A 13,426-nucleotide genomic window follows, 5' to 3' on the forward strand; every position below is an offset into this window, starting at 1 on the left:
AGATTCGGTCCCTGACCGAAGACCGCGTGGCCGCGATCCATGAAACAATTCGCCACGAACTCTGGAGGGCGGTCCGATGCGGGAAGTTCGACGTGATCTCGAATGTCGGTATTGCATCCGTTCACTGACCGACAGCGACCACCGACCCAGCCTAACGTGTCCGAAATTGGCATAATCGCGGCTCCCTTACGCGAGCGCTGTGGCAACGCAGGCACATTCGGGGCCTGCGACATTACCGCTCCTGCATTGACTTCAGTCCAGTTATAACCGCAATACCCCATGTCGACCACCCCCGCGACCATCGCGTCGCTGCAGCACATTCTCGAACATCCGGGCGACTTTTCCGGATGGCTTTGCCTGCCATCAACGCCATGGACGCTAGATACAGAGGGCGTATTCACCGAAGGCGCTGACAACACTGAAGTCGACACGCCGCCCGCCGCCGCCCCACAACCCGGCTGGCGCGTCACGCTGAACAGCGCGACGATCGAAGACATCGTGATCAACGCGCATGACCAGGTCGACGAACCGACCGTCGCGCAATTGTTCGACGCATTCGTGTTCTACGTCGACAACGACGAGTTCATTCTGCTCTGACGAGGCACGCGCCCCACGCCACAGCAAAAAAGGACCGCCGGTGCGGTCCTTTTTCATCAAGCGGCATTCGAAAAAAACACGCGCCTCTTACGGCAACGAAATCGTCAAATTAGCCGATTCCGGCCCGACCTTGATCACCTGCGAATACGGCGCCAACGCCTGCAGCGTCTTGTCCTTGAGATAGGTATTGAGCCCGAGATACCCAAGCAACGCAACGAGCGCGAACACGGTCCCGATCGCCCAAACCGGCACCTCCCGCTTCAACCGGTGCGCGATCTGATCCGGCAGCGGCCAATGTGGCGCAAACGCAGCCCGCTTGCCCTTCATATGCGCGATCTCGTCCCCAAGCCGCGCGGTCAGATACGCGAGCTTCTCCGGCCCTTCGAGCAGATACTTGCCCTGGAACCCGAGCAGCAGGCACATATGAAACACCTCGAGCGACTGCAGCCGCGCCGCACCCTGCGCACGACACTCCTCGAGATACTGGAAGAACTTCTCGCCCGCGAGTTGCTCGCCGAACAGTACGAGCTGCAGCGGCCGGCGTTCCCAATCCGCGCGGATCTTGAACTGCGACGACAGCACCATTTCGTCGATGGCCGCGCAGAACGCGAATTTCGCGCCGTACACGTCCTCGGCGGCGATATTCAGCTTCTTCGCGCCGCGCTCGAAATCCGACAGGAATTCCTGGATTCGCGTGCTGAACTCGCTGGCGCTGTCCGGCTCCCGCTTGTTCTTGAGCAGGAACAGCATGAAGAACCCGTCGTACAGCAAATCGAGCAGCGAGCGGGCCTGGAACGCGGCGTCCGTCGACGCCGGGCTATGCGAGGGCGGCGGCACGTTGTCGCCGAACAGGGAAGGCGCGTAGCTCATGATGTGACCGCGATCAGTTCGAATTTCAGGTCATTGATGCCAGTCGGCGCGTAGATCATCGCGGACTGGGCCTGCAGCATGCGCTCGTACAGCGGGCTGCGTGAATCGAGCGCGAAGTAGCACGCGCCGGGGCGCACCGGAATCGCGGGCGGCACCTGCGGCGTGTACGACAGCCGCACGCCGGGCATCGCCGACAGCACGAGCTTGTCGACGTCGTCAGGCGCGCCGACCTTGAAGCGGGCCGGCACCGCATCGACGAGCTCGACGCTCGGCATGTCCGCGGACACCGCGAGGTAGAACTCGGTCTTGTCGTCGATCTTGCCGGAATCGAGGCGGCCAAGGTGGAACGACGGGCGCACTTCGTCGAGCGTGATCGCGAAATAGCGCGTCGAGATCACGGTGTCGAGCAGTTCGCGCAGCATCAGGTCGAGGCGCGCGAAGCTCGGGCCCGGATCGTCGTGGCGGTACACGGGCAGGTCGGCGAGCGTATAGCCCTTCGAGAACGTCATCAACTGGCCCGCGAGGCGCAGCAGTTCCTGGAACAGCCGCTCCGGATGCAGCGCCGCGTGCTGGTGCAGGTGCGCGAGCGTCGCGAATGCGGCGTTCGCCGTATGCAGCAGCCAGAACGACGCGATGTCGCCCGAGCGGAATTCGATGATGTTCTTCGACGGCTCGCGGTGGAAGCCGTACAGCGCGTTCACTTTTGCCTGTAGTGCGTCGACCAGCTGGCGCAGCCGCTGGTGCAGGATCGGCGACGCTTCGATCGCGAGGCACGGTGGCACGAAGCTGTCGTCGATCTCGAAGCCGGACGTCGCGGTGCGGCGCACGCGTACGAGCGGCACCGACAGCAGCTGGTCGCGCGGCTCGCTGTGCGCGATCAGCTTGACCTGCGTCTTCAGGAACGTGATGTCGGCTTCGGCGGCGTCGGTGAAGTTGTCGGCGACGCTCGTCTGCTCGCTGACGAACCGCGTCATGAAGCCGGCGGCCGGATCGTCGCTGTAGTTGGTGCCGTTCTCGCGCAGCGGGTGCAGCGCGAGATAGAACACGAATTCGTTGATGCCGTCGGGCAACGTATCCAGCGCGATCGGCGGCGGCAGATCGTCTGCCTGCGGCGCGGCATACAGCGCGCCGTCCGGGAACACGAGCGCGAGCTCGGCGACCCGCAGCACGTTGCTGCCGAGCGCGTCGCGGTCGATGCGCACCGAGCGCACGCCCCAGTTGTACGGCTGGATCGCCTGGATGGACTCGAACAGGCGCGCCTCGTGGTACGCGTCCTGCCGTTGAAAGTGTTGAGGCCGGAGGAACAGCCCTTCCCCCCACAGCACCTTGGCCGAATAACTCATGTCAAATCCGGTTAATGTGGCGTTGCGATGTAATCGATTTGTTCGTGCCCGAATTAAATCGCCAAGTGTTAACTCTTGTTAATTGACATCCGTGCGTCATGTTTAACCGCAAGAGACCGAAGACAGCAAATTCAGCGGTTGCGAAGGCGCACCTTGTTGCGGTGCGATGACCGTGCCGTCGGTGACCGTCATCGCGCAATTATGCAGGCCGATGATTATGCCGGATTTCTCCGATTTCGCCGGATCGAATGTCAGTTTCCATCGTTGCAGTGCGGGATCGCGGAACAGCGCGACGATGCCGAATGCCTGGGCCTCGCGCGATACCTTCTCGGTTGCCGTATAGCGCTGGCCCGGAATCAGCGTGATTTCGCGCACATTCAGCAGATCGGCGCCGAGTGCGGCTTTTTCCTTGGTCGGATCGGTAAATGCGTCGAACGGCGCCTGCTGGAACGAGGTCGGGTCCTTCAGCGCATAAAGCCGGACGACGAGCGCGAGCGGCTTGTGGTCGGTCGCGGCATTCAGGTTCGGCGCGGCGGCCAGCGTGAGCCCGATGTTGCGCGGCGGCTTCTGCGCGTCGGGCACCTCGGGCTTGCCGATACCGGCCGCGGACATCACGGCGCTCGCGGCCGAGCCGAGCAGCGGGGCGGCCGCGCATCCGGCCAGAAGGGCGCAGGCAACCAGCGGCAGCGCGTAGCGAATCATGGACGATCTCATCGTTTTTCCGGCGTGCCGCCTTTATCCCTGTCAAAACTGCCGGGTATTGCCGCGTTCGCTGCGCCTCCCCGACATTGCACCGTTCAACTATTAAGCACGCCCGCGTCAGGCGAGCGCCCGGAAATTTTTTCCGCCGTCCGGGCGGCGCGTCGTGCGACCAGTAAAACTTGCGCATTCCGGCCCGAGGAAAAACCGCGGCGAGCCCGCAGCGATCGGCCATTCGAGGGGGTAGCGCCCGGTTTTAAAAGGAATTACTCTTCACACGACGATTGAATTATGAAAAATTGATCGGTACTATACCCGCGCGCTTCTTGCAAAGCAAAAGAACCAGATTCTCAACGATTTAAAACTCACGCGCCGGTGGATATAACGATGAAAGACCGTCTGTTCGCAAAACTGTCTGGGGTAGTGGTGGCTTGCGGCGTGATCGCCGGCTGTGCGAGCCAGCCTCCCGCGCCGCCGACTGCGGAAGTGTTCAACAAGTCGCTGGCCGATGCGGACGCCGTCGCGAAGGCGGGGGACCAGGACAAGGCGCTCGGCCTGTACCAGCAGCTCGCGAAGTCGGATCCGACGCGCGAGGAACCGTGGTCGCGCATCGCGCAAATCCAGTTCGCGCAAAACCATTACGGGCAGGCGATCGTCGCCGCCCAGGAAGCGCTGCAGCGCGACGCGACCGATCGTCAGGCGAAGAGCGTGCTGGCCGTCGCCGGCCTGCGGATCGCGACGCAGTCGCTCGGCGAGCTGCGCCAGGACGCATCGCTCGCGGGCGATGCGAAGTCCGACGCGCAGGCGCTCGCGAAGCAACTGCGCGATACGCTCGGCGAATCGGCGCTGTTTCCGCCGGAAACCAAGACCGTGAAACCGCGCCCGCCGCGCCGCGTCGTCCATCGCCCGAAGGGCGGGGCCGCACCGGCTGCCGATGCGGCTGCGCCGGCCGCACCGAGCGCGCCGACGCCGCCTGTGGCGCAAAAGGGCAGCGCGGACCCGTTCGGCGCACTGCGCAACTGAAACCGCAACTGACGCGATAACCACAACTAACCTGGGAGCCGTCGAGATGGCCAAGAAAGAAAGCATTCAGAAAAGCTTGCAGAAAATACGGCCGCCGCGCGTCCAGCTGACCTACGAGGTCGAGAAGGGCGATGCGATCGAGGTGAAGGAGCTGCCGTTCGTCGTCGGGGTCGTCGGCGATCTGGCGGGCCAGTCCGAGATCGAGCAGCCGAAGCTGCGCGATCGTAAATTCGTCAATATCGACCGCGATAATTTCGACGACGTGATGAAGGCGATCGAGCCGCGTGCCGCGTTCCAGGTGGAAAACCGCCTGAGCCCGGAAGGCGGCAAGTTCGCGGTCGACCTGAAGTTCCGCTCGCTGTCGGATTTCAGCCCGGACGAAGTCGTCGAACAGGTCGAGCCGCTGCGCCGCCTGCTCGAGGCGCGCTCGAAGCTCGCCGACCTGCGCAACAAGCTCGCCGGCAACGACAAGCTCGAGGATCTGCTGTCCGAGGTGCTGAAGAACACGCAGCAGCTGCAGGAGCTCGCGAAGGGCACCGGCGGCGACAAAGACGGCGAATGACGACGGAGTGTTGAGATGAACCAGCAAACGGCTGCGGCCCAAGCGAGCGGCGCGGAATACGCCGCGGGGACTTCGCTGCTCGACGACATCGTCGAGAAGAGCAAGGTCGCGAAATCCGATTCCGAGCATGCGCGTGCGAAGGACCTGATCGGCGAACTCGTGCACCAGGTGCTCGATGGCACGGTGATCGTGTCGGACAACCTGTCGGCCACGATCGACGCGCGCGTCGCGGAACTCGACCGCCTGATTTCCACGCAGCTTTCCGCCGTGATGCACGCGCCGGAATTCCAGCGCCTCGAAAGCACGTGGCGCGGGATGGATTATCTGGTCAAGGAAAGCAACACGGGCCAGACGATCAAGATCAAGGCGCTGCACGCGCCGAAGCGCGATCTCGTGCGCGATTTCAAGGGCGCGAGCGAGTTCGACCAGAGCGCGCTGTTCAAGAAGGTCTACGAAGAGGAATTCGGCACGTTCGGCGGCTCGCCGTTCGGTGCGCTGATCGGCGATTACGAGATCTCGCGCCAGCCGGAAGACATGTACTTCATCGAGCAGATGTCGCACGTCGCGGCGGCCGCGCATGCGCCGTTCATCGCGTCGGCGTCGCCGGAGCTGCTCGGCCTCGAGTCGTTCTCCGACCTCGGCAAGCCGCGCGACCTCGGCAAGGTGTTCGACACCGTCGAATACGCGAAGTGGAAGTCGTTCCGCGACGCCGAGGATTCGCGCTACGTCGGCCTGACGCTGCCGCGCTTTCTCGGCCGCTTGCCGTTCAATCCGAAGGACGGCCAGACCGCGGAGAACTTCAACTTCGTCGAGGACGTCGACGGCACCGATCACGACAAGTACCTGTGGTGCAACGCGGCATGGGCCTTCGCGGCCCGCCTGACGGCCGCGTTCGACGACTTCGGCTGGTGCGCGGCGATCCGCGGCGTCGAAGGCGGCGGCCTCGTCGAGGATCTGCCGACCCACACGTTCAAGACCGACGACGGTGAAGTCGCGCTGAAGTGCCCGACCGAAATCGCGATCACCGATCGCCGCGAGAAGGAGCTGAGCGATCTCGGCTTCATCCCGCTCGTCCATTGCAAGAACTCAGATTACGCCGCGTTCTTCGCTGCGCAGTCGGTGCAGAAGCCCAAGAAATACAGCACCGACAGCGCGAACGCGAACGCCGTCCTGTCCGCCCAGCTTCAGTACATCTTCTCGGTATCGCGCGTCGCGCACTACCTGAAGGCGATGATGCGGGACAAGATCGGCAGCTTCGCATCGGCGCAGAACGTGGAGACTTTCCTCAACCGGTGGATTTCGCAGTACGTCCTGCTCGACGACAACGCCTCGCAGGAACAGAAAGCGCAATTTCCGCTGCGCGAGGCATCCATACAAGTGTCGGAGATTCCGGGCAAGCCGGGCTCGTATCGTTCGGTCGCGTTCCTGCGCCCGCACTTTCAGCTCGACGAACTCTCGATTTCTCTGCGACTTGTCGCTGATCTGCCCAAACCGGCAAATTCATAAGCGAGTAAATCGCCCGGGCGGGCCGCCTGGGTAGGACGTTAAAACCACCTCTTTGGGGAGTCGAAGGGCCATGTTACATATGCACTTGCAGTTTGGTAGTCCCGCGGTGAAGGGCGAATCCGCGGATAAAGACCACCAGGGCTGGATCGAACTGAAATCGTGGGATCACTCGATCGTTCAGCCGCGTTCGGCAACCGCATCGACCGCTGGCGGTCACACGATGACGCGTTGCGAGCACGGCGACATGATCTTCACGAAGGAAATCGATTCGTCGAGCCCGCTGCTGTATCAGCACGCTTCGGGCGGTACCACGTTCGACGAAGTGACGGTCCATTTCTCGCGCGCTGACGGTGAAGGCAAGCGCGTGCAGTATCTGGAAGTCAAGCTCAAGTACGTGATCATCTCGAGCATCGCGCCGAGCGTTCGCGAGGAAGGTCTGCCGCTCGAGACGTTCTCGCTGAAGTACGCAGCCGTGCAGTGGAAGCAAACCCAGCAGAAGATCGGCGGCAACCAGGGCGGCAACACGCAAGGCGCCTGGAGTCTGACGAAGAACGACAAGACCTACGCGGTCTAAGGTCGGTTGCGGCAACGGGGCGCGTCGCGTCCCGTTGTCGTTTTCGCTGTCAACACCGGCCGATGAAACGATTCGAACCCAGTTTTCTCGACAAGCTGTTCGACGACGAACCGCATCTGCCGGCCTCGGCTGCGATGCGGCAATTGTCGCTGGACGAGCTCAAGAACACGGTCGCCCGCGACGTCGAGGCGATCCTCAACACCCGTATCGCGCACACCGAGAACGAACTGGCGGCGCTGCCGGAATGCCAGAAGTCGGTGCTGACCTACGGGCTGAACGATTTCGCGGGGTTGAGCCTCGCGAGCCACTACGACCGCGCATTCATCTGCAAGTCGATCCAGCAGGCCATCGCGCGCCACGAGCCGCGCCTGCAGCAGGTGCAGGTGACGTTCGAGTTGAACGAGCAAGCCACCAACGCGCTGTACTTCGCGATCCAGGCGCTGCTCGTCGTGCACCCGGCCGAGGAGCCGGTCAGTTTCGACGCGATGCTGCAACCGTCGACGCTGCAGTATTCGGTCACGCGCGCACGCGCGGCACGCATGCAGTAAATCAAGCCGCCGAGCGGGCCGGACCGCCCGGTGGTCAATCAGGTCCGGCAGGAAATATTGAGGTTCGGGGTCGTCGATGGAAGAATTGCTGCCGTATTACGAACGCGAATTATCGTTTTTGCGGCGCTATTCGCGAGATTTCGCCGAACGCTATCCGAAGATCGCCGCGCGTCTCGCGCTGTCCGGCGAGCATTGCGAGGATCCGCACGTCGAGCGGATGATCGAGTCGTTCGCGCTACTCGGCGCGCGCATCAACAAGAAGCTCGACGACGATTACCCGGAATTCACCGAAGCGCTGCTGGAAGTGCTGTATCCGCACTACCTGCGGCCGTTCCCGTCGTGCTCGATCGCGCAGTTCACGCCGGCTTCGCCCGGCCAGCAGACCGAACCGGTCGTGATCGATCGCGGCACCGAGCTGAAAAGCCGTCCGATCCGCGGCGTGCAATGCCGGTTCCGTACCGCCTACGACGTGACGCTTGCGCCGATCCGCATCTCGGAGGCGCGCTATACGCCGGTCGCGCTCGCGCCGAGCGCGACGGTGCTGCCGTCGAACGCGACGGGCGTGATCTCGATCACGTTCGAATCGCTCGCCGCGCAGCTCGATCTCGGCGCGCTGAAGCTGTCGACGCTGCGCGCGCACCTGCACGGCGAGCAGTCGTTCGTCGCCGCGCTGACCGACTGCCTGTTCGTCAACGTGCTCGGCGCGTACGTCGAGCCCGAACGCAACGGCCGCTGGACCGCGCTGCGCAAGCTGCCGATCGCGCAGGCCGGCTTCGCCGAGGACGACGCGCTGATCGACTATCCGGCGAAATCGCACCCCGCGTACCGGTTGCTCACCGAATACTTCGCGTTCCCCGACAAGTTCGATTTCGTCGACTTCGACCTTGCGGCGATCGCACGCGCGTCGGGCCGCTGCCAGCGCGCGACGCTGCATCTGGTGCTGCAGGACGTGCGCAGCGATTCGCATATCGCGCGCCTGCTCGAATTGCTGACGGCGAGCCATTTCCGGCTGTTCTGCACGCCGATCGTCAACCTGTTCCGCCAGCACGGCGAACCGATCCGCATCACGCACCGCGCGGTGTCGTATCCGGTGATCGCCGAGGCGCGGCGTGCGTTCGCGTACGAGGTGTACTCGATCGACTCGGTGAAGCTCGTCCGGCAGCAGGCGCACGAGGAATCGGTGATCGAGTTCCGGCCGTTTTATTCGCTGCATCACGGCGAATCGGCGCGCATCGGCCATTACTGGTTCGCGCGCCGCAACGACTGGGTCGCGCAGAAGAGCCCCGGCTATGAAACCGAGATCTCGATCGTCGACATCGACTTCGAGCCGACGTCGCCGCAGACCGACACGCTGAGCCTCGACCTCACCTGCACGAACCGCGACCTGCCTTCGATGCTGGCGTTCGGCCTCGAAGGCGGCGACCTGTTCCAGGAAGGCGGGGCGCAGACGAGCGGCATCTCGCTGCTGCGCCGCCCGACGCAGAGCGTGCGCTTCGAGCGCGGCCGCGCCGCGCACTGGCGGCTCGTGTCGCATCTCGCGCTCAACCACGTGTCGCTCGTCGCGCACGGCCTCGCGCCGCTGAAGGAAATGCTGACGCTGTACGACCTGCGGCGCACGGCCGTGTCGATGCGCCAGATCGACGGGCTGGCCGGCGTCGAGCAGCGCGGCGCCGTGCAGTGGCTGCCCGGCAAGCCGTTCGCGACCTTCGTGCGCGGCATCGAGATCCGGCTGACGATCGACGAGGAGCACTTCGTCGGCGCGAGCCTTGCGTCGTTCGTGCGCGTGCTCGACAGCTTCTTCGGGTTGTACGTCCACCTCAACAGTTTCGTTCAATTGGTCGTCGTGTCGAAGCGCACCGGCGAGGAGATCATCCGATGCAAGCCCCGAACCGGCGAATCGATCCTGGCGTAGTCGACGCGCTGCTCGACGAGCCGCATCGCTTCGAGTTCTTCCAGGCGGTGCGGGTGCTCGAAGGGTTGTTCGCGCGGCAGGCGTCGGATGCGCCCGGCGCGTGGCGGCAGGGCGACGTGGTCGCGCAGCACATCGCATTCCGCAACACGCTGTCGCTCGGCTTCCCGCCGAGCGAGATCGAAGGCGCGCGTTCGTTCGACGACGACGGCGCGCCGCTGAACTCGGACGAGCAGCGCGACACCGCGCTCGCTGCGGGCGAGCTCGGCCGCGTCGAGCTGACGCCCGCGTTCTTCGGGCTGCTCGGCGGGCAGGGCGCGCTGCCGCTGCACTACACCGAGCAGATCGTCGCGCGCGAGCACCTGCGGCGCGACCACGCGGCGCGCGCGTTCTTCGACGTGTTCTCGAACCGCGCGACCGCACTGTTCTATGCGGCGTGGAAGAAATACCGGCTGCCGTTCCATTACGAGCTCGACCGCGACGAGCGCTACCTGCCGCTGTTGCTCGCGATCGCGGGCGTGCCGAGCGACGAGGTGCGCGACAGCCTCGCGGCCGGCCCGGGCGGCGTGCTCGACGAAGCCGTGGCCGGCTATGCGCTCGCGGCGCGGCACCGGCCGATGTCGGCCGCCTACCTGCAACGCACGCTGTCCGATTACTTCCGCGTGCCGGTGAAGATCGACCAGTTCGTCGGCAAGTGGTACGACGTGCCGCCCGATCAGCTGAGCGTGCTCGGCGAAGTCAACGCGGTGCTCGGCGCGACGGCGCTCGTCGGCGAGCGCGTGTGGCAGCGCGACATGCGCGCGCGGATCGTCGTCGGCCCGCTGTCCAAGCGCGACTACGAGGCGTTCCTGCCCGGCGGCGCGCACGCCGTCGCGCTCGAGCGGATGCTGACGCTGCTCGCCGGCGTCACGCTCGAGTACGAGGTGAAGCTCGTGCTCAAGCGCACCGAGGTCGGCGCGAGCGTGCTCGGCGCGGGCTCGCGGCTCGGCTGGGATGCGTTCCTGTGCACGCGCGATGCGCTGGAGGATCGCTCGGACGCCCGCTACGAACTGCACGTGATTCACTGAGACCCTAACAACAACACGCAATCGAACCTGAGATCGACGCCATGAGCACGCCTCTGAAGACCCTGATCACGAAACTGAACCCGCTGTGCCGCCACGCGACCGAGCGTGCGGCGAGCGCGTGCCTGGCGCGCGGCCACTACGAGGTCGATCTGGAGCACCTGTTCCTCGCGTTGCTCGACGAAGCGACGGGCGATCTGCCGCTCGCCTTGCGCGCGAGCCGCGTCGATCCGCATGCGCTGCACGCCGATCTCGAACGCGAGCTCACGCGCCTGAAGACGGGCAACACGCGCACGCCGGTGTTCTCCGTGCACCTGATCGCGCTGTTCGAGCAGGCGTGGCTGATCGCGTCGCTCGATTCGCAGCTCGGCCGCATCCGTTCCGGGCACCTGCTGCTCGCGCTGCTGACCGCGCCGGATCTCGCGCAGTTCGCGCAACGGATGTCGTCGCGCTTCGCGGAAATGAACGTGACGGACCTGAAGCACAAGTTCGACGAAATCATGGCCGGTTCGAGCGAAGCCGAGCCGCGCCAGGCGGACGACGAAGGCAGCGACGTCGCGCCGGCCGCCGACGGCTTTGCGCCCGCGGCCGGCCCGTCGAAGACGCCCGCGCTCGACACCTATACGACCAACCTCACGCAGCGTGCGCGCGACGGCAAGATCGACCCGGTGATCGGCCGCGAGGCGGAGATCCGCCAGGCGATCGACATCCTGATGCGCCGCCGCCAGAACAACCCGATCATGACCGGCGAGGCCGGCGTCGGCAAAACGGCGGTCGTCGAAGGGCTCGCGCTGCGGATCGCGGCCGACGACGTGCCGCCGCCGTTGCGCGGCGTCGCGCTGCACGTGCTCGACATGGGGCTGCTGCAGGCCGGCGCGAGCGTGAAGGGCGAGTTCGAGAACCGGCTGAAGAGCGTGATCGACGAGGTGAAGAAGAGCGCGCACCCGATCATCCTGTTCATCGACGAGGCGCACACGATCATCGGCGCGGGCGGCCAGGCCGGCCAGAACGACGCGGCGAACCTGCTGAAGCCCGCACTCGCGCGCGGCGAACTGCGCACGATCGCCGCGACGACGTGGAGCGAATACAAGAAGTACTTCGAGAAGGATGCGGCGCTCGCGCGACGCTTCCAGGTCGTGAAGGTCGAGGAGCCGAGCGAGCCGCTGGCCGCCGCGATGCTGCGCGGGATGTCGGGCCTGATGGAGAAGCACTTCAACGTGCGGATTCTCGACGATGCGATCACGGAGGCCGTGCGCCTGTCGCACCGCTACATCAGCGGCCGCCAGCTGCCGGACAAGGCGATCAGCGTGCTCGACACCGCATGTGCGAAGGTCGCGCTCGCGCACAGCGCGACGCCGGCCGCGATCGACGATACGAAGAAGCGCATCGAGCGCATCGATGCGGAAATCGCGTCGCTGGAGCGCGAGGCGGCGGGCGGCGCGGCGCACGACGAGCGGCTCGGCGAGCTGCGCGGCGCGCGCGACACGGCGCTCGAACAACTGGCGAAGGATGAGGAACGCTACGAAGCCGAGCGCGTGATCGTCGCCGAGATCACCGAGCTGCGCGACGCGCTTGACAAGGCACGCGGCCCGTCGGAAGACGGCCAGCCGGTCGACGTGCAGGCCACCCGCGAGAAGCTCGCCGAACGCGTCGCGGCGCTGCATGCGCTGCAGGGCGGCGAGCCGATGGTGCCGCTGCAGGTCGACGGTCACGTCGTCGCGGAGATCGTCGCCGCGTGGACGGGCATTCCGCTCGGCCGGATGGTGAAGGACGAGATCGACACCGTGCTGAACCTGCAGCCGCTGCTGACCGCGCGCGTGATCGGCCAGGATCATGCGCTGGAGGCGATCGCCCAGCGTGTGCGTACCGCGACCGCGAACCTCGAGGACCCGAACAAGCCGCGCGGCGTGTTCATGTTCGTCGGGCCGTCGGGCGTCGGCAAGACCGAGACGGCGCTGGCGCTGGCCGACATCCTGTACGGCGGCGAGCGCAAGATGGTCACGATCAACATGAGCGAGTACCAGGAAGCGCACAGCGTGTCGGGCCTGAAAGGTTCGCCGCCGGGCTACGTCGGTTACGGCGAGGGCGGCGTGCTGACCGAGGCCGTGCGCCGCAACCCGTATTCCGTCGTGCTGCTCGACGAGGTCGAGAAGGCGCACCCGGACGTGCTCGAGATGTTCTTCCAGGTGTTCGACAAGGGCACGATGGACGATGCCGAAGGGCGCGAGATCGACTTCCGCAACACGCTGATCATCCTGACGTCCAACGTCGGCTCGGCCGCGGTGATGCAGGCCTGCCTGAACAAGCCGGCCGAGGAACTGCCCGATCCGGACGCGCTCGCCGAGACGCTGCGTCCGCAGCTGTACAAGACCTTCAAGCCGGCGTTCCTCGGCCGGATGAAGGTCGTGCCGTATTACCCGATTTCCGACGACGTGCTGGCCGAGATCATCGAGCTGAAGCTCGAACGCATCCGCCGCCGGATCGAGGCGAACCACAAAGCCGCGTTCGAATGGGACGAATCGCTTGTCGACGCGGTGCTCGCGCGCTGCACCGAGGTCGACTCGGGCGCCCGCAACGTCGACCACATCCTGAACGGCACGCTGCTGCCGGAGATCGCGGGCCACGTGCTCGGCCGGATCGCCGACGGCGCGGCGATCGCGCGCATCGCGGTGCGCGCGGACGAGGCCGGCGAATTTGCGTACACCGTCGAATGAGCCCCCGCACGCGACAT

12 protein-coding genes are annotated in these 13,426 nt (G+C 65.2%); 9 read left to right on the forward strand and 3 right to left on the reverse strand.

All coding sequences use genetic code 11. The features are described from left to right. Positions 1-279 precede the first annotated feature (279 nt). On the forward strand, positions 280-597 hold the full coding sequence (locus tag JMF86_RS01905) for a hypothetical protein (protein ID WP_027809805.1): 318 nt from the start codon (positions 280-282) through the stop codon (positions 595-597). Positions 598-684: 87 nt separating this feature from the next. Here the strand turns inward: JMF86_RS01905 and icmH are convergent, their stop codons facing one another. The 3 genes from icmH to tssJ all read right to left on the reverse strand — a co-directional run bounded on the left by icmH (position 685) and on the right by tssJ (position 3,524). After that, positions 685-1,467, reverse strand: a complete 783-nt coding sequence (gene icmH, locus JMF86_RS01910; protein ID WP_012327796.1) for a type IVB secretion system protein IcmH/DotU — start codon at positions 1,465-1,467, stop codon at positions 685-687. After that, positions 1,464-2,810, reverse strand: coding sequence for a type VI secretion system baseplate subunit TssK (gene tssK, locus JMF86_RS01915; protein ID WP_006477098.1), 1,347 nt, complete (start codon positions 2,808-2,810; stop codon positions 1,464-1,466). The genes icmH and tssK overlap by 4 nt, the downstream gene beginning before the upstream one ends. A 102-nt stretch (positions 2,811-2,912) precedes the next feature. After that, positions 2,913-3,524, reverse strand: coding sequence for a type VI secretion system lipoprotein TssJ (gene tssJ / locus JMF86_RS01920; RefSeq protein WP_006477097.1), 612 nt, complete (start codon positions 3,522-3,524; stop codon positions 2,913-2,915). 372 nt (positions 3,525-3,896) lie between these two features. Here tssJ and JMF86_RS01925 point away from each other — a divergent pair, with 372 nt between their 5' ends. The 8 genes from JMF86_RS01925 (at position 3,897) to tssH (ending at position 13,409) form a co-directional block, all read left to right on the forward strand. Next, positions 3,897-4,532 carry a M48 family metallopeptidase gene (locus JMF86_RS01925; protein WP_011546581.1) on the forward strand — a complete coding sequence of 212 codons (636 nt, stop codon included), beginning with the start codon at positions 3,897-3,899 and terminating at the stop codon, positions 4,530-4,532. A gap of 46 nt (positions 4,533-4,578) precedes the next feature. Then, positions 4,579-5,094 carry a type VI secretion system contractile sheath small subunit gene (tssB, locus tag JMF86_RS01930; protein ID WP_006484395.1) on the forward strand — a complete coding sequence of 172 codons (516 nt, stop codon included), beginning with the start codon at positions 4,579-4,581 and terminating at the stop codon, positions 5,092-5,094. Between the two features lie 15 nt (positions 5,095-5,109). Continuing rightward, a complete protein-coding gene (gene tssC, locus JMF86_RS01935; RefSeq protein ID WP_006477094.1) occupies positions 5,110-6,600 on the forward strand; it encodes a type VI secretion system contractile sheath large subunit in 1,491 nt (496 codons plus the stop codon). A 70-nt stretch (positions 6,601-6,670) separates the two neighbouring features. Then, a complete protein-coding gene (locus JMF86_RS01940; RefSeq protein ID WP_006477093.1) occupies positions 6,671-7,174 on the forward strand; it encodes a type VI secretion system tube protein Hcp in 504 nt (167 codons plus the stop codon). A gap of 62 nt (positions 7,175-7,236) precedes the next feature. Further along, complete coding sequence (gene tssE, locus JMF86_RS01945; RefSeq protein WP_006477092.1) at positions 7,237-7,722, forward strand: type VI secretion system baseplate subunit TssE; 486 nt, start codon at positions 7,237-7,239, stop codon at positions 7,720-7,722. A gap of 76 nt (positions 7,723-7,798) precedes the next feature. Then, entirely contained in the window at positions 7,799-9,634 is a 1,836-nt protein-coding gene (gene tssF / locus JMF86_RS01950; protein WP_006477091.1) for a type VI secretion system baseplate subunit TssF, read from the forward strand. Further along, entirely contained in the window at positions 9,598-10,698 is a 1,101-nt protein-coding gene (tssG, locus tag JMF86_RS01955) for a type VI secretion system baseplate subunit TssG (RefSeq protein WP_054928305.1), read from the forward strand. The genes tssF and tssG overlap by 37 nt, the downstream gene beginning before the upstream one ends. Before the next feature lie 41 nt (positions 10,699-10,739). Beyond that, complete coding sequence (tssH, locus tag JMF86_RS01960; protein ID WP_054928306.1) at positions 10,740-13,409, forward strand: type VI secretion system ATPase TssH; 2,670 nt, start codon at positions 10,740-10,742, stop codon at positions 13,407-13,409. Positions 13,410-13,426 lie beyond the last annotated feature (17 nt).

The sequence above is a fragment of the Burkholderia sp. E168m15 genome (assembly GCF_016586105.1).
GTDB classification, from domain to species: Bacteria; Pseudomonadota; Gammaproteobacteria; order Burkholderiales; family Burkholderiaceae; genus Burkholderia; species Burkholderia orbicola.

Excerpts from the sequence above, each read along its gene's own strand:
- JMF86_RS01905 (WP_027809805.1), top strand. The coding sequence starts at position 280 with ATGTCGACCACCCCCGCGACCATCGCGTCGCTGCAGCACATTCTCGAA.
- icmH (WP_012327796.1), bottom strand. The coding sequence starts at position 1,467 with ATGAGCTACGCGCCTTCCCTGTTCGGCGACAACGTGCCGCCGCCCTCG.
- tssK (WP_006477098.1), bottom strand. The coding sequence starts at position 2,810 with ATGAGTTATTCGGCCAAGGTGCTGTGGGGGGAAGGGCTGTTCCTCCGG.
- tssJ (WP_006477097.1), bottom strand. The coding sequence starts at position 3,524 with ATGAGATCGTCCATGATTCGCTACGCGCTGCCGCTGGTTGCCTGCGCC.
- JMF86_RS01925 (WP_011546581.1), top strand. The coding sequence starts at position 3,897 with ATGAAAGACCGTCTGTTCGCAAAACTGTCTGGGGTAGTGGTGGCTTGC.
- tssB (WP_006484395.1), top strand. The coding sequence starts at position 4,579 with ATGGCCAAGAAAGAAAGCATTCAGAAAAGCTTGCAGAAAATACGGCCG.
- tssC (WP_006477094.1), top strand. The coding sequence starts at position 5,110 with ATGAACCAGCAAACGGCTGCGGCCCAAGCGAGCGGCGCGGAATACGCC.
- JMF86_RS01940 (WP_006477093.1), top strand. The coding sequence starts at position 6,671 with ATGTTACATATGCACTTGCAGTTTGGTAGTCCCGCGGTGAAGGGCGAA.
- tssE (WP_006477092.1), top strand. The coding sequence starts at position 7,237 with ATGAAACGATTCGAACCCAGTTTTCTCGACAAGCTGTTCGACGACGAA.
- tssF (WP_006477091.1), top strand. The coding sequence starts at position 7,799 with ATGGAAGAATTGCTGCCGTATTACGAACGCGAATTATCGTTTTTGCGG.
- tssG (WP_054928305.1), top strand. The coding sequence starts at position 9,598 with ATGCAAGCCCCGAACCGGCGAATCGATCCTGGCGTAGTCGACGCGCTG.
- tssH (WP_054928306.1), top strand. The coding sequence starts at position 10,740 with ATGAGCACGCCTCTGAAGACCCTGATCACGAAACTGAACCCGCTGTGC.